Annotated in this window: 18 protein-coding genes and 2 tRNA genes; all 20 read right to left on the reverse strand. The window is 47.5% G+C overall.

What is annotated here, in order from left to right; translation table 11 throughout:
• Nucleotides 1-133: 133 nt before the first annotated feature.
• Nucleotides 134-210: transfer RNA gene (locus K8S19_07685), tRNA-Val, on the reverse strand.
• 93 nt (nucleotides 211-303) lie between these two features.
• On the reverse strand, nucleotides 304-1,074 hold the full coding sequence (surE, locus tag K8S19_07690; protein MCD4813557.1) for a 5'/3'-nucleotidase SurE: 771 nt from the start codon (nucleotides 1,072-1,074) through the stop codon (nucleotides 304-306).
• 82 nt (nucleotides 1,075-1,156) lie between these two features.
• Nucleotides 1,157-1,699, reverse strand: coding sequence for a hypothetical protein (locus tag K8S19_07695; protein MCD4813558.1), 543 nt, complete (start codon nucleotides 1,697-1,699; stop codon nucleotides 1,157-1,159).
• A 65-nt stretch (nucleotides 1,700-1,764) separates the two neighbouring features.
• Nucleotides 1,765-2,235 carry an MgtC/SapB family protein gene (locus K8S19_07700; GenBank protein ID MCD4813559.1) on the reverse strand — a complete coding sequence of 157 codons (471 nt, stop codon included), beginning with the start codon at nucleotides 2,233-2,235 and terminating at the stop codon, nucleotides 1,765-1,767.
• A 51-nt stretch (nucleotides 2,236-2,286) separates the two neighbouring features.
• Nucleotides 2,287-2,607 carry a helix-hairpin-helix domain-containing protein gene (locus tag K8S19_07705; protein ID MCD4813560.1) on the reverse strand — a complete coding sequence of 107 codons (321 nt, stop codon included), beginning with the start codon at nucleotides 2,605-2,607 and terminating at the stop codon, nucleotides 2,287-2,289.
• The gene (pth, locus tag K8S19_07710) at nucleotides 2,607-3,164 is read right to left on the reverse strand and encodes an aminoacyl-tRNA hydrolase (protein MCD4813561.1); all 558 of its coding nucleotides are present in this window, start codon (nucleotides 3,162-3,164) and stop codon (nucleotides 2,607-2,609) included. The genes K8S19_07705 and pth overlap by 1 nt, the downstream gene beginning before the upstream one ends.
• Nucleotides 3,165-3,182: 18 nt before the next feature.
• Nucleotides 3,183-3,878 (reverse strand): 50S ribosomal protein L25, encoded by a 696-nt coding sequence (locus tag K8S19_07715; GenBank protein MCD4813562.1) that lies wholly within the window; start codon nucleotides 3,876-3,878, stop codon nucleotides 3,183-3,185.
• A 53-nt stretch (nucleotides 3,879-3,931) separates the two neighbouring features.
• Nucleotides 3,932-4,891, reverse strand: a complete 960-nt coding sequence (locus K8S19_07720; GenBank protein ID MCD4813563.1) for a ribose-phosphate pyrophosphokinase — start codon at nucleotides 4,889-4,891, stop codon at nucleotides 3,932-3,934.
• A 15-nt stretch (nucleotides 4,892-4,906) separates the two neighbouring features.
• The gene (glmU, locus tag K8S19_07725) at nucleotides 4,907-6,280 is read right to left on the reverse strand and encodes a bifunctional UDP-N-acetylglucosamine diphosphorylase/glucosamine-1-phosphate N-acetyltransferase GlmU (GenBank protein MCD4813564.1); all 1,374 of its coding nucleotides are present in this window, start codon (nucleotides 6,278-6,280) and stop codon (nucleotides 4,907-4,909) included.
• 489 nt (nucleotides 6,281-6,769) lie between these two features.
• Nucleotides 6,770-6,843, reverse strand: a tRNA-Gln gene (locus K8S19_07730).
• A gap of 108 nt (nucleotides 6,844-6,951) precedes the next feature.
• Complete coding sequence (gene spoVG / locus K8S19_07735; GenBank protein MCD4813565.1) at nucleotides 6,952-7,266, reverse strand: septation regulator SpoVG; 315 nt, start codon at nucleotides 7,264-7,266, stop codon at nucleotides 6,952-6,954.
• Between the two features lie 27 nt (nucleotides 7,267-7,293).
• Nucleotides 7,294-8,151, reverse strand: coding sequence for a 4-(cytidine 5'-diphospho)-2-C-methyl-D-erythritol kinase (ispE, locus tag K8S19_07740; protein ID MCD4813566.1), 858 nt, complete (start codon nucleotides 8,149-8,151; stop codon nucleotides 7,294-7,296).
• Complete coding sequence (locus tag K8S19_07745) at nucleotides 8,114-9,898, reverse strand: tetratricopeptide repeat protein (protein ID MCD4813567.1); 1,785 nt, start codon at nucleotides 9,896-9,898, stop codon at nucleotides 8,114-8,116. Before K8S19_07745 ends, ispE begins: the two co-directional genes overlap by 38 nt.
• Before the next feature lie 38 nt (nucleotides 9,899-9,936).
• The gene (locus tag K8S19_07750) at nucleotides 9,937-10,377 is read right to left on the reverse strand and encodes a cyclic nucleotide-binding domain-containing protein (GenBank protein ID MCD4813568.1); all 441 of its coding nucleotides are present in this window, start codon (nucleotides 10,375-10,377) and stop codon (nucleotides 9,937-9,939) included.
• Between the two features lie 78 nt (nucleotides 10,378-10,455).
• Nucleotides 10,456-11,391 carry an RluA family pseudouridine synthase gene (locus K8S19_07755; protein MCD4813569.1) on the reverse strand — a complete coding sequence of 312 codons (936 nt, stop codon included), beginning with the start codon at nucleotides 11,389-11,391 and terminating at the stop codon, nucleotides 10,456-10,458.
• A complete protein-coding gene (locus K8S19_07760; protein MCD4813570.1) occupies nucleotides 11,382-13,409 on the reverse strand; it encodes a SpoIID/LytB domain-containing protein in 2,028 nt (675 codons plus the stop codon). Before K8S19_07760 ends, K8S19_07755 begins: the two co-directional genes overlap by 10 nt.
• 84 nt (nucleotides 13,410-13,493) lie before the next feature.
• Nucleotides 13,494-14,273 carry a prolipoprotein diacylglyceryl transferase gene (lgt, locus tag K8S19_07765; GenBank protein ID MCD4813571.1) on the reverse strand — a complete coding sequence of 260 codons (780 nt, stop codon included), beginning with the start codon at nucleotides 14,271-14,273 and terminating at the stop codon, nucleotides 13,494-13,496.
• Nucleotides 14,274-14,301: 28 nt separating this feature from the next.
• Entirely contained in the window at nucleotides 14,302-14,856 is a 555-nt protein-coding gene (gene lspA / locus K8S19_07770; GenBank protein MCD4813572.1) for a signal peptidase II, read from the reverse strand.
• An 8-nt stretch (nucleotides 14,857-14,864) separates the two neighbouring features.
• On the reverse strand, nucleotides 14,865-17,672 hold the full coding sequence (gene ileS, locus K8S19_07775; protein ID MCD4813573.1) for an isoleucine--tRNA ligase: 2,808 nt from the start codon (nucleotides 17,670-17,672) through the stop codon (nucleotides 14,865-14,867).
• 112 nt (nucleotides 17,673-17,784) lie between these two features.
• The gene (locus K8S19_07780; protein MCD4813574.1) at nucleotides 17,785-19,197 is read right to left on the reverse strand and encodes a DUF2079 domain-containing protein; all 1,413 of its coding nucleotides are present in this window, start codon (nucleotides 19,195-19,197) and stop codon (nucleotides 17,785-17,787) included.
• Between the last annotated feature and the right edge of the window lie 15 nt (nucleotides 19,198-19,212).

Raw genomic sequence — 19,212 nt, forward strand, 5'->3', positions numbered from 1 at the left:
GAACAGCGGAACAGCGGAACAGCGGAACAGCGGAACAGCGGAACAGCGGAACAGCAGACCGCAGCAGAACTTTTCGCTGTTCCGCTGGTCGGCTGTTCTGCTGCTCTCCATTTTTCCGCCAAAGGCGGAAAAATGGTGGGCAGTACAGGACTCGAACCTGTGACCTCTTGCGTGTCGAGCAAGCACTCTAACCAGCTGAGCTAACTGCCCTTCTATTAATAAAAAAAAATATAACCTTATCAAAATGCAGGAAAGGCATTGTAGAAAAAAACCGTTCTTTTTTCAAGTGAAAATTAAAATTTCTCAGCTCATCCATTCTTTCATTTTACCCAAAAAATCCCGCTGAGTTAAATTCAAGGATAGTGGTGTCAAAGACGCATAGCCTGCTGCCACGGCATTGGCATCTGCATCCGGACTATCATCCAATACTTGAGCATCTTCCAGGGAAAGCCAGTAGTAGTCACGCCCGCGGGGATCTTTTCGCTTCTCATAGCTGTCATTATATTGATACACCGATTGAAAGGTGGTCTTCAATCCTTTGATCGCTTCTTGCGGAAGACTGGGGACGTTCAAATTAAGCATGACGCCTTTGGGCAGTCCTTTTTCAAGCATCATGGCTGCCACCTGCCTGGCATAAAATTGAGCCGGACGAAAATCCTGTTTATTCTTCAGGGTTCCCATCGAAACCGCCAAACTGGGAATCCCATAAATAGCGCCTTCCATAGCTGCTGAGACGGTCCCGGAATACAACACATTGGTTCCGGTATTGGGTCCCGGGTTCACGCCGGATACCACCAGCTGAGGCGGTTTGGCAATTAAGTTGCTCAATGCCAGTTTAACGCAATCCGCCGGGGTGCCATTAACCGCTCTTCCGAAAACATCCCCGTTTTTATAAATATCAAAAACCCGTAAAATGTGCAGCATGGTGATCGCATGACCGGCAGCGCTCCGCTCGGTATCCGGGGCCACGACTTCAATATCGCCTAATTCCTGCATCACTTCTGCCAAGGCTGCCAATCCAGGTGCATGGATACCATCATCATTGGTAATCAAAATTTTAGGTTTGTTTGACATGATAAAAATTCCTTTGTAAAAAAAGTAGGGGCGACCGGCCGGTCGCCCCTACAAATTATTTCAAATTATTTTCAAATAAAAATTATTTCTTTTTCTCCGGCGCGGCTTTTTCTACCGGTTTGTCTTTATCAACATTTTTAGGATTGGCGGCGCCATATTTCTTTTTACTCTGTTCCAGGAAAAGTTCGGTCAAATGGTTGTTGTATTTTTCCCGTTCCTTGGGAGCAAGACCGCTGATATAGCGCATCATCTCACCCATCGTGGTATTGTGCTTTGCATAAATTTTCTCGCTTTTTTCGCGGATCTTTTCATTAAGCGCCATAAGCTTTTTAGGGTCTTTGGGAAGATTTTTACCCGAGGGGAATTCCGCCATACTCTGTTGAGATACTTCATGGGTAATGGCGGCAGCCTTCTCCGGTGTCAGATTACCTTTATACGGTTTCTTGGCTGCATCCATTTTTTTAACAACTTCCTGCAGCTTGGCATCAATATCCGCCTCAGTTTTGGGAGCATCCTGCGTGGAACCCTTCCCCGACTTCAGCTTGCCACACCCAAATGTACCGGCCATCATGGCAACCGTTAAAATAACAACACTTATACTCCAAAAGGATTTTCTCAAAGTCACGTTATTTACCCCTTTCGTTTGATGAAATCATATTGAAAATAATCATATCACAGATGCCCGGACCGTCAATCTTTTTTCTGAGACAGGCGTGCGCGCTTTTTGTGGGCCTGCTCAAAACGATTCACCAGCGCAAGGGTCACCACGACCAATAAAGTGGCGGTCATCGCCAAAAAATACATCCCGCTCCCGCAAGCCAGTCCGATACCGGCAACGGTCCAGATCGAGGCTGCGGTGGTGAGACCTTTAATCAATCCACCCTCTGCGTGTATAATCGTACCCGCACCTAAAAAGCCCACTCCTGTAATCACTTGTGCCGCAATCCTACCGGGATCAATATTATTACTTAGACCGATATATCTTTGAAACATATCAATGGAGATCATCATAATCAGTGCCGAACCAAGACTGACCATAAGATGGGTTTTAATACCCGCCGGTTTATGCGCGCGTTCCCGATTGAGTCCAATAAAAGCCCCCAATACAATGGCCGACGCCAGCCGCAAAATGAGTTCCCACCATGAGTATGCTTCAGGCATGCCTTCACCTCTTTGCGATATGATCTAACTTAACAGAAAAAATTTATGATTTTATTGCTCAACTGACAAATATTTGCGTAAGCGCGATAGCTTTTTATGTCCAATACCTTTGACTGCAAGCAAATCATCAATGCTGCGAAACGCGCTTCCGGATTTCCGCAGTTCAACAATCCGCCCGGCTAAAACCGGTCCGATACCCGGCAAAGCGTCCCATGCCTGCTGACTGGCCTGATTAATATCAATTTTCGCCGATTCCGCAGGCGGGATCGTCACATCAGAAATAGATTTCGCGGTTAGGTTGACCAAAGTTACCCCGGTCAAAAAAAACATAAAAAAAATAATTACCAGCGCGGTCCAGGGACGTAAACGCATTAATTATACTCGCGCATGGCACATTCAATATCCTGTCCCAGCCAGCATTTCAAGCTCTCAACCGCCCGGTCAAGCACTGGTCCCATCTCTTTTTGCTCATCCGGACTGAACCGTCCCAGAACAAAATCCGTAACTTGCATGTGTTGGTGGGGATTATTGATTCCAATGCGCAATCTGTGAAAATCCAGGCTGCCGGTTTTTTCAATAATGGATTTCAAACCATTATGCCCGCCGGCGCTTCCCTGCGCCCTAAAACGCATTGCGCCCACCGGCAGATTCATATCATCAATAACCACGAGTATTTGTTCAAACGGGATTTTATAATATCGACTTAGCGCGGCTACGGCCAACCCGGAGAGGTTCATATACGTTGTAGGCCGCGCTAAGATAACAGGTTCATTTTCATATCTGCCGCGCCCCCATTGAGCCTGCATGGTGGTATGCGACAGTGGAATATTCAATTGACGTGACAATTCGGTCACAACCATAAATCCCAGGTTGTGCCTCGTTTTTTCATAGTCCCGTCCGGGATTTCCCAAACCAATGATTAATTTCACGACACGAAGTAATTCACCCTATTTTTTATCTTTGTCAGACCGGCGGTCCTCACGTTCCTTTTCACCGATCACTTCAGGCTGCTTGGCTTCTGCAGCCGGTGCTGCTGTGGCAGCAGCCTCTTCGCTTTCCTCGGTCTTGGTCTCCTCAACCCGCGGCGCAACAACATGCACGACCGGCTCGTGAGTATCCACCAAAATCTCGACGCCTTCTCCCACCGGGAGGTCGCCGACGGTAATCGAATCTGCAATACCCAAGTCCGTAACATCAATTGAAATATTTTCCGGCAGCAGCGCGGGAAGACATCGTACAAGCAAATCACGATGGACGAGTTCAAGCATCCCGCCTTCTTTAATCCCTTTTGCGGTCCCGGTCACGACCACTGGAATACTTGTTTCCAATGGCTTGTCCATCGATATTTTCACAAAATCAATGTGCAGCAACTTGGAACTGACAGGATGGCGCTGCAATTCCTTGACCATCACGATCTCCTCTTGGGCGCTTTCGCCGCCTAAAATGTTCAATTTAATCAGAACATTGGTCGGGGTGGAAGAATGAAAGGCATGAAAAATATCCTTATCATTCAACTGTAGATTGACTGCCGTCTGACCCTGGCCATAGAGTACCGCAGGCACCTTGGCTTCCATGCGCAGCCGGTTCATGGCATTTTTTTTCAATGTTGTGCGGACATCCGCGGATAATTGAATCTGTTTCATTTTCTCCTCCTACTTGATGCGTACCTTTTTTTTAAAATTGTGTATTCCTTTTTCTATGTAAAAAGCGTACTCACCGTTTTTTCCAGATGAATACGTCTGATCGCCTCCGCGAAAAGATCTGCTACCGAAATCACAAAAACGTTCTTGAAAAGCTCGCGGTTTTTTAATGGAATGCTATTGGTGACCATCAGTTCCTTGATTTCAGAATTTCGGATCAATTCAGCTGCCGGACCTGATAATACCGGATGAGTCCCGCAAGCATATACTTCCTTGGCCCCCTTATTTTTGATGAATTTGACGGCTTCCACCAAACTTTTACCGGTCGCGACCATATCATCGACAACCAGTACGTTTTTCCCTTTAACTTCACCGATCACATTAAGCGCCACCGCTTCGGTCGGCCCGGTACGCCGTTTATCCACAATCGCCATCGGCGCTTTTAATTTTTCAGAATAATGCCGCGCCAGCTTAATGCCGCCAACATCCGGGGTTACAATCACCAAATCCTTAATACGCTTGCGTTTCCAGTGGTCGATCATCACCGGTGCTGCCTGAAGATTGTCAACCGGAATATCAAAAAATCCCTGAATCTGATCAGCATGCAAATCCATGGTCAACACTCGATTGGCACCTGCGGTGGTAATTAGATTGGCCACCAACTTGGCGGTAATCGGTACACGCGGACGATCTTTGCGGTCCTGGCGCGCATAGCCGAAAAAAGGCAGCACCGCTGTGATACGCCGGGCGGATGCACGCCTTAAAGCATCCATCATAATCAACAGTTCCATCAAATTATCATTGCTCGGCGGACAGCTGGATTGAATCACAAAAACATCAGCACCCCGAACGTTTTCCTGGACCCGTACCGAAATCTCACCTTCGGGAAAACGCCCCACATCAATTTTTCCCAGCGGTTTCCGCAAGACCTTGGCAATGGCTGCCGCCAGTTTTACATTTGCATTTCCCGAAAATATTTTCAATTCATTTGCCACGCGTACATCCTCCCTGCTCATTTTAAATCCCAAAGACTACTTTCTTTTTTTAACCACCCTGGCCGGAACACCGACTGCAACTGTCCCCGCCGGAATATGTGAACCGGCTTTGACCACCGCACCTGCGCCGGTCAAAGCCCGTTTGCCGATCCGGCAGGGTGCAATTAAGATACTCCCGCTGCCGATAAACGCTTTCTCCCCGATCAGGGTTGCCTGCTTACGAATCCCGTCATAATTTGCGATGATGGTTCCTGCACCAATATTGGTTTTTCGGCCGATGGTCGCATCCCCCAAATAAGCAACATGACCGACCTTCACGCCTTGTTTGAGACGGCTGCGATTGGTCTCAGCAAAATTCCCAATATGCACACCGGATTCCACCACGGTTCCTTTGCGCAAATGAGAATAAGGCCCTACTGAAATTGCATTTGCCAACGTAGCGTGTTCTACCACGGAATAGCGTATGGTAACATCCAAACCTGTGCGGGATGAATCAATGGTGACATCCGGCCCAAGACAATTCTCCCGGCCAATCACGCTTTTCCCTGTGATCACTGTTCCGGGGAATATCTGGGTATCCCGGCCGATCACGACGTCCGGTCCAATCCATGTTCGGGCCGGATCCCAAATCGTAACACCGCTTTCCATCAAGGCCTCAATTTTCCGTTGGTTTAATATCCCAGCTGCTGTGGCCAAATCGCGGCGGGTATTGATACCCACTATTTCCGAAGCCTCCGGCACACAAACCGCAGCAATCCTTTCACCTGCTTGGCGAAGCAATCCAATAATATCGGTGAGATAATATTCACCTTTTTTATTATTATTTTTCAGCCTACCCAGCATTTCCCTCAGGGTATCCATCGAAAAACAATATGCTCCGCTGTTTATTTCATGAATACTTTTTTCCGCCGGGCCAGCCTCTTTTTCCTCTACAATTTTCGTCACCCAGCGCGAATCCTTCAGATCGCGAATAATTCTACCATAGCCATACGGATCCGTGATCCGGGCCGTTAGAATGGTCGCCTTGGTTTTCCGACGTCTGTGTTCCCTGACCAATTTTTTCAAAGTCTGCGGTCGAATCAAGGGTGCGTCGCCGCAAAGAATCAACACCTCACCTTTTTCACCGGCCAGTTTCTTCTGCGCCATTTTCACGGCATGCCCGGTCCCCAATTGACGGGTCTGTGTAACGGTATCTACCTGCGCTGAAAGTGTTTTTGCCACATCTGCGGCCTGATGTCCCAGCACGACAATCGTCCGGGTTGCACCGGCTTTTTCTGATGCATCCAGCACCCATTGCAGAAGCGGCTTATTGCCAATGGTGTGAAGCACTTTCGGAGTACGGGATTTCATACGTGTCCCTTCTCCTGCTGCCAAAATGATGGTGATCAATGACTGTTTTTGTTTCTTCACAACCCGCCTCACTCTACAATAATGTTCAATTTACCCGATTGTTCTGCTGCTCTGCCAAAATTTCGTAAAACGAAATCTAAATTAATCCCCAGTGGTTATCCTTCTCAAAAACCATTTCTTCTGATCAGTAGACCAGCAGACCGCCGCAGAACTTTTTTGCTGTTCCGCTGATCGATTGTTCTGCTGCTCTGCCAAAATTTCGTAAAACGAAATCTAAATTAATCCCCAGTGGTTATCCTTCTCAAAAACCATTTCTTCTGATCAGTAGACCAGCAGACCGCCGCAGAACTTTTTTGCTGTTCCGCTGATCGATTGTTCTGCTGCTCTGCCAAAATTTCGTAAAACGAAATCTAAATTAATCCCCAGTGGTTATCCTTCTCAAAAACCATTTCTTCTGATCAGTAGACCAGCAGACCGCCGCAGAACTTTTTTGCTGTTCCGCTGATCGATTGTTCTGCTGCTCTGCCAAAATTTCGTAAAACGAAATTTTGGCTGCCGGACCAGGATTCGAACCTGGATAGACGGCGTCAAAGGCCGTTGTCCTGCCGTTGGACGATCCGGCAACATAATCCCAAAAATATTGTAGGGGCGTTTCATACCCAACAGACGGGCACAAATAAAACGCCCCTACACCTTCCAGCTCTATTGCGAAATGTCGCAAAAATCAAAAACTAATTTGTCTCAAATGCTTCCTGGCGTCCCTGTACACCGGGCATGCTGGAAAATTGAGTAAGTAAGGATTCGCGTTTATATTCCGCCAGAATCTTTTCTTCCAGCTCTTTACGCAACTCACTATTGAGCGGATGCGCAACATCCATATAGGTGCCATCCCGGCGTTTCCGCGAAGGCATGGCAATAAAAAGACCACTGGTTCCTTCAATAATTTTAAGATTATGGACAACAAAAACATTATCAAATGTCACAGTCGCGTACGCTTTTAGCTTGTTTTCTTTACGAGAGAATACTTTCACATCAGTAATTTCCATGATAATGTAGGCCACTCCTCTTGCTTACTAAATGGATGCGCTGGTTTGTGTCGCAATAACGGTTGGATAACGTTGCTTTAATTGTTGCGCTATTTTCCGGGCTGCTGTGCCTGAACGGACAAGTCCGAATACTGTGGCGCCGCTACCGGCCATCAGCACACCCGCCGCCCCCAAACGCAGTAAATCCGCCTTTATTTCCGTAATTTCAGGATGCATTTTTTCTGTAACGCTCTCCAGATGATTAAACAGATATCGGCCTATTTTACCTGCATTTTTTTCCTTAACAGCCAGGCGCATCATATTAATACACGCCTTTTTTCTTGTCAATCGTAAATTAAATTTTTTATAAACCGCTGCGGTTGAGACCGAAAACCCCGGATTCACCACCACCAGATGGATTCCCGGACATGCAGGCCAAGGTCTGATCTTCTCACCCCGTCCCAGACCAAGTGCACACCCTTGCGCAAGAAAAAACGGAACATCCGACCCCAGCTGTTTAGCCACATTCAGCAGCATTTTAGGCTGTTTTCCGGACCAAAAACGCGAAAGCCCAATCAATGCAGCAGCAGCATCACTGCTACCTCCGCCCATCCCGGCAGCGACAGGAATACGCTTCTGAATATGAATACCTACGTTGGGAAGCACCCCAAATTTGTCTGCCAGCAATTGCGCTGCCTGAAAAACAAGGTTCCGCTCATCTGTCGGAACATCGGGATGATTGCACGTAATACGAATACCCCTGCGCCGTTCTGATAGTTTAAGCGTGTCCGCCAAATCAAGCGTATGCATCACGGTCTTTAACTCATGATAACCATCATCCCGTTTTCCTATAATTTCGAGGAATAAATTAACTTTGGCCGGTGCGTGTAAGGTCAGTACTCTCATAATTTGCGTCTTCTCCAGGGTGTAAGCGTTTTTCCAGTTTATTCCGAATTATTTTATTTTCAGGTTCCAGCTCCAATGCCTGCTGCCAGGCCTCTTTGGCTTTGCGATACTGCTCCAGCTGATAATAAACATCACCCAGATGATCATAAATTACCGAATCCACCCTTTGACCGTTATTTTTAAAACAGTCACGGCTGGCGACCAATTTTTGCAACGCCAATTTAAATTTTCCTTGTTTATAATAAATCCATCCTAACGAATCAAGATAATAACCGTTTCCCGGACGCAGCGCGAGGGCTTTTTCAAGCCATTTCCCGGCCTGTTCCAGATTTTTTCCTTGTTCCGCATACAGATACCCCAAGTGATTGTAAACGTCGGCAAATTCCGGATCCAAGCCCAATGCCTGCTTCCATACTGTCACCGCTTTCTCAAATTGACCGGCTTCATTGTATGCACGCCCGGTATGAAAATACACCAAAACATCCTTCGGTGATAAAAGCATTGCTTTTTTTAAGACCACCAACGCTTTTTCCGGATTTTTTTGCCGCAGCATGACCAAACCATAATTGAGCCAGACTTGGTAAATTTTTGAAAACCGAAAAGAAGCTTCTTGTAAAACAACTGTCGCGCGCTCCAGTTCATTTATTTTCATCAACGCACCGGCCAACCCCAGATGCGCCTCCACCATATCCTTATCCAGTTTTTTTGCTACACTAAATTGATCAACTGCCAAATAGTTCAAATTAAATTTACGATAAATCGACCCCATCAGATAATGTGTCAGTGCATCGCCCGACTCCCGCTGCAACAACATCTCAAGATGCCGTCTGGCTTCCCGGTACTCCCCCAATTTATACAATGCCAATCCCAAATTTCGCCGCGCCAGCGGATCTTTGGGATCAGCCTGTAACAGCTGTTCCAGCTGACGAATTGCCCCGTCCCAATCATTTTGTTTTAAATAGTAAATTGAAAGAAAACGGTGTGCTTCAATACTCTTGGAATGAGACGCCAACAGTTGTTGATAGACAGTTGCAGCTTTCTCTTTTTTACCTGCGTTCGTATAAAAACCTGCCAATTGGTTAAGCCACTCAACATCATCAGGCGTATCTTCCAAAGCAGATAAAAGCAGGTGCTCAGACTTGACCGGCTGATTTTGCGTCAAATAATAATTAACCAAAATCCGGCGTGCTTCTCGGTCCGCCCGGTTAATGGTAAGCGCTTTTTCTAAAAAAGGAATTGCCGCATGCGGTTTATCCTGGCGTAATAATAAAATCCCGAGTTTTGTAAAGGGACCGGAATGCTCAGTACTGACACCTATGGCGTCCCGGTAAAGCGTCTCTGCCATGTCGATGTCCCCGACCGCCTCAAAAAGCTGGCCCAGCATATACCGGCTTTGACTATCTCCCGTATCATTTTCTATAATGACATCATATTCTTTCCGGGCTTCATGAAAACGTTCCAACCGAATAAGATCACCGATCAAATGCCGCCGAATCGTCAAAGAACCAGGATCATGGACAAGTGCCTGATAATAATAGCGAATCGCTTTTTGAAATTCCCCGGATGAATCAGCAAGTTGCGCGGCAAAAAACGCAACCCGGGCTTCATTTGCCGGAGAAAGCCGCACTTGAGAGGCAGACCGGGCTGCGGGCACACGGTGTTCGACTGCAGCACAACCACTGAGGCATGCAAACATCCCGCAAATAAGAAAAAAAGAGTTTGGTTTGCGCATCCATTTTATTGGCATAATTCTATACTCGCATCCGAAAAAAAACGTCTGTCGAATCAGAGGTCCAGTATCTTTGCATTGGTATCCCGAAGACGCTTACTTAAGATTTTTAAAAAAGCTATCAATATTTTATTCGCGCCTTCCGGCGAGGCTTTGAGAATATCCTGAAAATTTTTCCTGGTGATCACCATCAGTATCGAATTTTCACTCACCCGTGCTGCTGCGGAGCGCGGTTCATCATCAATCAGGGACATCTCACCGACAAAATCTCCGGTCCCCAGCTTGGCAATGGCTATTTCCTGCCCGGCTTTTTTAACAAATATTTCAACCGTTCCTTTTTTTACCAGATACATTATTCCGCCGGCCATGCCCTCAAAAAAGAGCGCGGTTCCTTTGCGGTATTCTTTTTCAAAAATCAAGTGCTTGATTTTTAAAATTTCCTCGTTGGTCAGTGTTTTGAATAAATAACTTTTCTTTAAATCCTCAATTTCAACCATTCGCGGCCCCTGTCTTTATGAAATTTTAGCGTGACTGTTCTATTTTAACCAATTTGGAATCCATTTCATTATGCCGAATTATGCCAGAGATTCAACAAAATTCTTATAATCACCCGGCCAGGGAGAGTGAAACAGCATCGGTTTATCCGTAAACGGATGAATAAATTCCAGCGATCGGGCATGCAGGAGTTGACGCCGTGGTTGGACCAATCCCAATTTCATCATCTGCGCGCTTTCATTCCGCCGGCCGTAAGTCCGGTCCCCTGCCACCGGCAGGCCAATATACCTGCTATGAACACGGATCTGATGCGTCCGGCCTGTTTCCAATTTTGCGGCGAGTAGTGTAAATTCTGCAAACTTTTTCTGACGGGAAAAATGCGTCACCGCATGCTTCCCTCCCGAAGAAAGAACGCTGAAGCGTTTCCGGTCCTTGGGGTCCCTTCCCAGCTGCGTATCCACTGTCAGGGATTCATCTTCCATCCTTCCCCAGGCCACAACATCATAAATACGGATAACTGTGCGTTGCTGGATTTTTTCCGACAATGCACGGTGCGCACGGTCCGTTTTGGCGACCATCAAAAGTCCGGAAGTTTCCTTATCCAGGCGATGGACAATCCCCGGCCGCTTCACCCCGCCCACACCGGACAGGTTATCCAAATGATGCAGCAAGGCGTTCACCAGCGTTCCGGCATGATGACCGACTGCCGGATGAGTCACCATGCCCGTCGGTTTATCGATAATGGCAAGATCATCATCCTCAAATACAATCGATATTGGAATGTCTTCCGCACAGATCTGTGTGTCCACAACCGGCACCGGTTCAAAAATAACCCGGTCGCCGCCTTTGACTGAAAAACCCGCTTTTGAAATCACCTTTCCCTGAACACGTACCTTGCCGCTTTGCAGTGCCCGGACCACTGCAGAACGGGACGTATCAGGAATGTTTTTGGATAAAAACAAATCAATCCGCATCCCTGTGGACGGGTCATCAACAACAAATACCATCACGGCCATATTTCTATACTTCCCTCCGGGAAATAATGTTTAAGAATTTCCTGATACGTGTATCCCTCGCGTCCCATCTGACCCGCACCGACCTGACAAAGTCCCACTCCATGACCCCAGCCACCGCCCCAAACCAGCCAGGCATAAGGATGCGCTTTGTCTCCCACCGGAAAAAGTGTAAACAAATTACTGCGTAGTCCGCCCAACGAGGATCGAATACGATCGCCACGCACAATAACATTACCCTCATCACCGGATACATAAATTTTCCGGACATAAGCGCTGGGACTACGCTCAATAATTTTCACTTCCCGGACCGCGCCGATGTTGTATCGCCGATCCAATACTGCGGTTAACTCCGCTTGTGTGAGTATCTTCAGCCAGCGAAAATTACGCGGGGCTGAATAGCGGGGGGCATTACAAAAAACATCCGGTGAATCGGACAGCCATTGGTTCAAAGATCCCGGCCGCAATGGCAGTGCCCGACATGTGGAAGAATTGACATCCATATCATAAATCCCACCCGGTTGGGACGGTTCCGGAAGTTTCTTCCACCAAGCTTCTTGATTGCTCTGGGTCATACCGCCGCAGGAATGTGAATAAAAAGTGGGCAGTAATTTCCGGTTCCCTTTCATCACGACTAACCTGCGGGTTTCCAGGACCGCCTGATGAGACCTTGGGTGCTCGGCAGTCACACCTTTGTACATTGCACAATGCGCATTGTTACAGACATCATATCCTTGTTTTCGATGCGTTCCCCGGCGCAGTAACGTGTCCGTACGGGCTACCACCACTTGTGTTTTCAAAGCCTCCAGCGGCCAAAGCGCCGGCATCTCTCCGGGTACAACGCTGATCAAGTATTCTTCCAGCGAAACAAGATTAAGCAATGTGATGCGCTTTCGCGCTGTTTTGATTTGAAGCTTGCCGCGGTAATAACGGGTCTTCCTGCCGCCCACACTCCAAAAATACCCACTGGTCTGAAAAAGATCAAAAACCGCCAAAACCGCATCCGAATCAACAGGTTCCAGGGTTATTTTTTTTCGGATCTGCTTAAAAGGTTTACCCTCCCAGTTTTTCAACCACCAGCGACCGCGCGTATCCTTCTCGATCCGGTATCCTCGTTCACCCAGGCCTTCCCAGAACAAACGGCCGCGATGATCCCTGGCACGCCAGGCGCCGGTGCACCCAAAAGCAATACGGGATAGTTTATTACCCAGACCAACCTTAATCACCGGATCCCCGGGATTGACCTGCCAGGCCTGGGCCGCAATCGGACCAAACACCGGCGGTTTTGGTGCGGCTTTTATTACCAAGGTCTTCGGTGTCGCTGTCATAGTCGGTACAGGAAGTTGTTCCATCAAACCGGCTATCGCGAGTTTAACCTCATCGGCATTCCCAATCGTGGATTTTACACGTCGCCAATGCCGTAAGGCTTTTTTAATATTTTTTGAATCCGTTGCCAAAAACGCCAAATCCCGATGGACCTGCCAAAGACTGGGATCAAGTGTGATGGCACGATTATATTCCTGCTTGGCCCGGCTTACAAAATAATCCCGCTCTACCGATTCCTGTGTCGCAAGCGCTTGGAAGGCCCGTCCCAGCATAAGATGGATGCTCCCTTGCTTGGGGTTAATATCCTTCGCTCGCCAAAGCTGTTCAGCTGATTCTGCATAATTTCCATCCAAATATTCAACCAGTCCCAGATAAATCCGTGTCTGTCTCGGCGGTTCCGGTGATTCGAGCATTTCCTGAAGTATTTTCCGTGCAGTGGAACGATCACCCTCTGCCATTACCGCTTCAACGGTGCGCAATCCATAAAGCCGGTTTTGTTTCAACACTTTAGCGGCATCAGCAAAACGCCCTTCGGCCATCATGGCCGCAGCCAAATCCAGCACCCACGCGGTTTTTTCTTTATGCACGGCCACCAGACGTTCATACTCTTCAATCGCTGCGGGATACTCCCCCTGATAAAAAGCCGCCAATGCCCGTTCTTCGTTTCCGGGAATTTTTCCACCGGATTGCGACATAACGGGCAGTCCCATTAGAAAAATGCAAACGTAAAACGGTATCTGCTTGCTTATCGTTAACAGTATGTGTTGAATGGAGTTCTCCTACCTTGTCCGATTTGAATGGTTTTTTTTAATCGTTGCACCGCGCCCCAGGATGCCCAGCATACCGGCTGAAACCACAAACAGGATGAGTGCAATCAATTGCGATGTATGCAGCCAGGAAATCCCGATCGTCCCGCGAATTTCATCCCCGCGTAAAAATTCCAGACCAAAACGTACCAAAGCATAGACCATGATGTATAGCCAAAGAAGTTGTCCTTCAAAGCGCTTAAATTTCCTGAAAATAACCAGTCCGGTAAAAATCAAAAAATCCGCCAGACTTTCATACAACTGAGTCGGCAAATGCGGCATAGAATCATTCAATGCCGGAAACACCACACCCCAGGTTGCGTTCACCTTGCCGTAGCAACAACCATTTAAAAAACAGCCGATACGCCCCAGGGCATGTCCTAATGCCGCATAGGGTGCACAAATATCAAATAATTTCCAAATAGCAAATTTATGTTTCCGGCAATACAGTAAAACCGCCAGAAGCGCACCGATCAAACCGCCGTAAAACACCAATCCGCCTTGCCATAGTTTAAAAACATCCAGCCAATGATCTGTAAATTGTTCCCAAGAAACAATCACATAGAGTGTTCGCGCGCCGAGAATCCCGCCCACAATCACCCAAAGTGACATATCGAGAAAAATCTCGGATTGAATACCTTCCCGGATCGCCTGCCGCCATGCCAAATAGATCGCAACCGAAAATGCCAGAGCAACCATCACGCCGTAGCTGTGTAAGGTAAAGGAACCGATGGAGAACAACGTAGGAATCATCGCACTGCCTGAAAAAAAGATCTCGAATTCATCTACCCAAACGCCGCGAGAAAGTTATCAGCAAAAGAAGGAAGATACCTATGACAACAGCTGCATCGGCCAAATTAAAAACCGGCCAATGAAGCTTTTTATAACTAAACTCTATAAAATCTACGACTGTCCCTGAAAACGCCCGATTAATAAGATTACCCGAAGCGCCTCCACTCGCCAGCCCTAAAGCAACCATTAAAATCCTGCCCCGCCTTTTTCCCCGATAAGCCATGATGGTAAAAATTATAATTGCCGCTGCCGCAATGCTGATAAGCAGCACCATCTTCCCGGGACCGGTATCATCCGCCAAAAGACTAAATGCAGCACCTGCATTGCGAACATAGGTTAACTTGAAAAATGTCCCAACCATAGGAACACTCTGGTGTAATACCATGGTCTGTGCGACCGCCCATTTGCTGAGTACATCCAACACAAGTGTACAGAAAAAAACGGTCCAATAAACTTGGACGGAGCCAAACAAGCGTCTGCTCTTCCCCAGACTGCCGACTTGCCGGTCACCCTTGAATTCACGGGAATATCCAAAAATACCCACGCCAATACCTACGCTTTCTTTGCAGCCTCCGGCGGTTGCAGTACAACCACCACCTCATGACAGCGATCGCATAATCCGGGATGGTCTTCATGCTTGCCGACAGAGGGCAGCATTCTCCAGCAGCGATCGCATTTCTTATTGGTGGAGGGTTCCACCCGAATCATCATTTCCGGCCCGGCGGACCCTGCCTCTTCCAACTCAACAGTTGAAACCACAAAAAGTGATTCCAACAAGTCCCGATGCGCAGCCAGCCATGATCTTTTTTCACCCCGTACCCGGATGCACACCGATGCCTCATAGGAATGCCGGATTTTTTTCCGATTCCGGGCCTCCTCCAGTTGTTTGGTGACATCAAAACGTATCTCCAGCAATTGTTTCCAAGCGGTCCCCAGTGCCTCATCCTTCCAGTCGCGGGGGGTTGGCAGCCAGGATGCCAGGTGAACCGAAGGTACTATCTCTTTTTCCGTCAGGAGTCCCTGGGCCTGCATAACCTGCCAGGCCTCCTCCGCGGTATGCATCAGAACCGGCGCAATGACCCGGACAAGATAATGCAAAAGATGCCATAGCGTGGTCTGCGCACTCCGCCGTGAATGCGAGTCGGCACCGTCGGCATAAAGCCGGTCTTTTAAAATATCAAAGTAAAAGGAGGACAAATCATTGGCACAAAAATTCTGCAACACCTGGTAAAAACGGTAATATTCATAAGCATCACAAGCCTCAGTACATGCTTCATTGAAAACATGAATCCGGTGCAGCATCAAACGGTCAATCTCCAGTTGTTCCTTTTTTTTCACCGCCATATCCGGCGTAAAATCTTTTAAATTGCCCAGTAAAAACCGGAGAGAATTACGAACCCGACGATACGTATCCACCGTCCGCTTTAAGATTTCTTCAGAAAAACGAACATCATTCTGAATGTTTTCCGACGATACCCAAAGGCGGACGATATCAGCACCACCGTGACGTGCAATCGCCTCATCCGCGGTAATAAAATTACCCAGTGATTTCGACATTTTCCTGCCATCGCCGTCGACAACATATCCATGGGTCAATACATTTTTATAGGGTGCTTTGCCTGTGGTGGCTGCCGCAGTCAAAAGCGATACCTGAAACCAACCGCGGTGTTGATCCGAGCCTTCCAAATACAAATCTGCCGGAAATTTGAGTTCCTTGCGATTTTCCAATACCGCCGCATGGCTCACACCTGAATCAAACCAGACATCCAAAATATCAGTTTCCTGGCGAAAGGCATTGCCTCCACAATGAGGACAGGTCGTTCCCTCAGGAAGGATCTCCTCCGGCTTTTTCAAAAACCAGGCATCTGCGGTCTCTTTGGCAAATAATTGCTCCACCGCATGAAAGACCTCCTTCACAAGCAATGGTTTGGCACAGGCCTCACAATAAAAAACCGGCAAGGGAACACCCCAAGCCCGCTGTCTGGAAAGACACCAGTCGGGCCGCTGCGCGACCATCGCGCTTATCCGGTTTTTAGAAACTTCCGGTATCCATTTGACATCCTCTTCAATTTTATCCAGCACCTGTTGCCTAAAACCGTCCTTATCAACATTCATAAACCACTGCTCGGTTGCCCGAAAAATAATCGGTGTGCGATGCCGCCAACAATGGGGATAGGCGTGAGAAATTTCTTCCGCATGCATTAAGGCCTGCTTTTCCTTGAGCAGATCAATAATTTTTCCATTTGCCTTAAAAACAAACTCCCCCTCCATTTCAGGAAACTCCGCTGTAAAACATCCATTGGGACCCACCGGATTGAATATTTCCAATTTGTTTTCCAACCCGACAACATAATCATCCTGACCATGCCCGGGTGCGGTATGCACACATCCGGTACCCGCCTCCAAAGTCACATGAGATCCTGAAATGAGAGGTACCTCCCTGGACAAAAACGGATGTGTAAGCAAATGTCCGACCAGGGACTCCCCGGGAAATTCCGCTTCCAGCACATAGGGTTTTTTCATTTTTTCCCAGTTGGCATGAATCAACTCTTTGGCCAGAATATAGTGATCGCCTTCCGATTCAATCAACGCATAGGTCAATTCAGGATGAATTGCCACTGCCCGATTGGCAGGCAATGTCCAGGGTGTGGTTGTCCAAATAGGCACAAAAACCCGGCCGGCCGGCTTTGCTCCCCAGGTTTCCGGCCATGCACCGGCCCACTCAAAACGTACTGTCACCGAAGGGCTGGTATGATCTGAATATTCCACTTCCGCCTCAGCCAGTGCACTTCGGCACTGGGTACACCAGTAAACCGGTTTTAGACCACGATAAATAAATCCCTTGAGAGCCAACTCCCCAAACATCTTGACAATCGATGCCTGATAAAGAGGATGCATGGTTAAATACGGATTGTCCCAGTCCCCGAAACCGCCCAAACGTTTGAACTGACGTCGTTGGTGATTCACAAATTTCTCTGCATAAGCGCGGCACTCGCTCCTCACACGGTTGCGGTCAGCCGCCTCGTCTTGGGTGAGCTTTTCCACCACCTTGTGTTCAATCGGCATCCCGTGACAATCCCATCCGGGAACATAAGGCACATCAAAACCGCGCATACTCTTGTACTTTATGATAAGGTCCTTGGAAATTTTATTAAAGGCTGTGCCGATATGCACGTCCCCGTTGGCATAGGGCGGCCCATCATGCAAAATAAATTTCGGCCTGCCGCGGCTGTGCCTACGAAGCAGGCTGTAAATATCCATTTCCTCCCACTTGGCTTGCATGGCAGGCTCTTTGTCATTAAGGCCTGCCTTCATGGGAAATTCCGTTTCCGGAAGATTCATCGTATCGCGATAGTCCATTGAACGCTCCATTGGTAGAAATGATTAGATTTTGCCTATAGTATCACCGGACAACCTGCCTGTCAACGCATGCCGTCAGACCGCATATGAAATCCCCTGTTTTTCCGGCGCATCACTTATGCTCTGAAAACGCAGAATTGTTTTTTCGCCTGAAAATAACAAATCCTTGCTTTTGAAGACTTTTTTCATACTGAGAATCATTGGCCATGTCCCGGTAGTGTGCATCGCGGGACTCCTTTGTCATGGGAAAGGGGTTGCCTTCCAGATCCCAGATGACGGTCTGTGCTTCTCGAGTCATTTCGGGCAGGACCTGAAGTTTGGGGCAATACTTGAGATGAGGAACCAAATTTCCCTGTGCTGCGACAACTTGATTACAGTCAATTTGCCGGACAATCGCGCTGCCCGTACGATGCCGCGCAACCACTTTGTCAGGTTTATATATATGTAGATTAAACACCACCAAACCGGCTGTCAGAACGGCCATCATAATAGGGCGAATTTGTACAGGTGTCCACGTCTGAAAAGTTCTAATTCCAAAAATCAGCGCAAAAAACACAAAAGGAATAACCGGTGCGGCATAATAAAGCATGAGATTCGATTGCAATGGGTTGGCACTGCTCAGGTTGATCAAAAGCGGTGCCGCCGCGAATAATCCCCACAAATGCAAAAACGGTATCCCAAACAAAGGCAGAAACATACGTAGCAGACTTGATATATTGAACACAATCCTTTTGCCTGAGTGCCAGCTATCAAAAAATGAATATCCCATTATATTCCAGCCGCGATTGTCAAACATACTAATCACCAGCAGCGCCATAACAAACCAAATTACGGTGATTGCCATGACCCATGCCCCTGTCTTGCGATGTTTTTTTTCAATCATTGCAATCATGCCAAAAAAGAAGAGATAAATTGGCACATCTTCTTTGCACATCAATGCCAACACAAAATAAACCCAAAACCATCGGCGCTGCTGAAGAAAATGCATGAGCATCATCAAAATGATAAAAGGCATGAACATCTCAACATGAAATTCATATAAAAGGCCGTGTACCACATGCCATTGATTAAAATAAATCAGCACCATCCAAAATCCCATTTCCGGGCTTTTGAGTATGTCTCGGGCAATCCGCCACAACGGCCATGCCGCCGCAACCACAGCCAAAGACTGGAGGACCAATAAAAATGCTGCGTTTTTGAACACGCCATATATCGGAACCAGCAAAATCAGCAATGGACTGAAATGTTCTTTAAAAAAAGAAGCCTTCCAAAAAGCGACATACAACCATTTGCCCTGCCAGGTGGCATGCAGGGCATACTGAAAAACCGAAAAATCATGCGCGTTGATGTTGAAGGAATAATATTGGGCGAATTTCAGCCATAAGTAGAATAGGAAATAGAGACCTGCCAAGATGCTGGTAAAAACACCCCATGGGATGGCGATATTATTTTTTTTGACAATTCGATGTCCCCAGAAAAGTGCGGCCGCGCCCAATCCAATTAAAATGACACGATAAATAAGCATGATTGCGCATCCTTG

It is taken from the genome of bacterium, assembly GCA_021108215.1.
Classification (GTDB): domain Bacteria; phylum Oederibacteriota; class JAAXVQ01; order JAAXVQ01; family JAUVAV01; genus JAIORK01.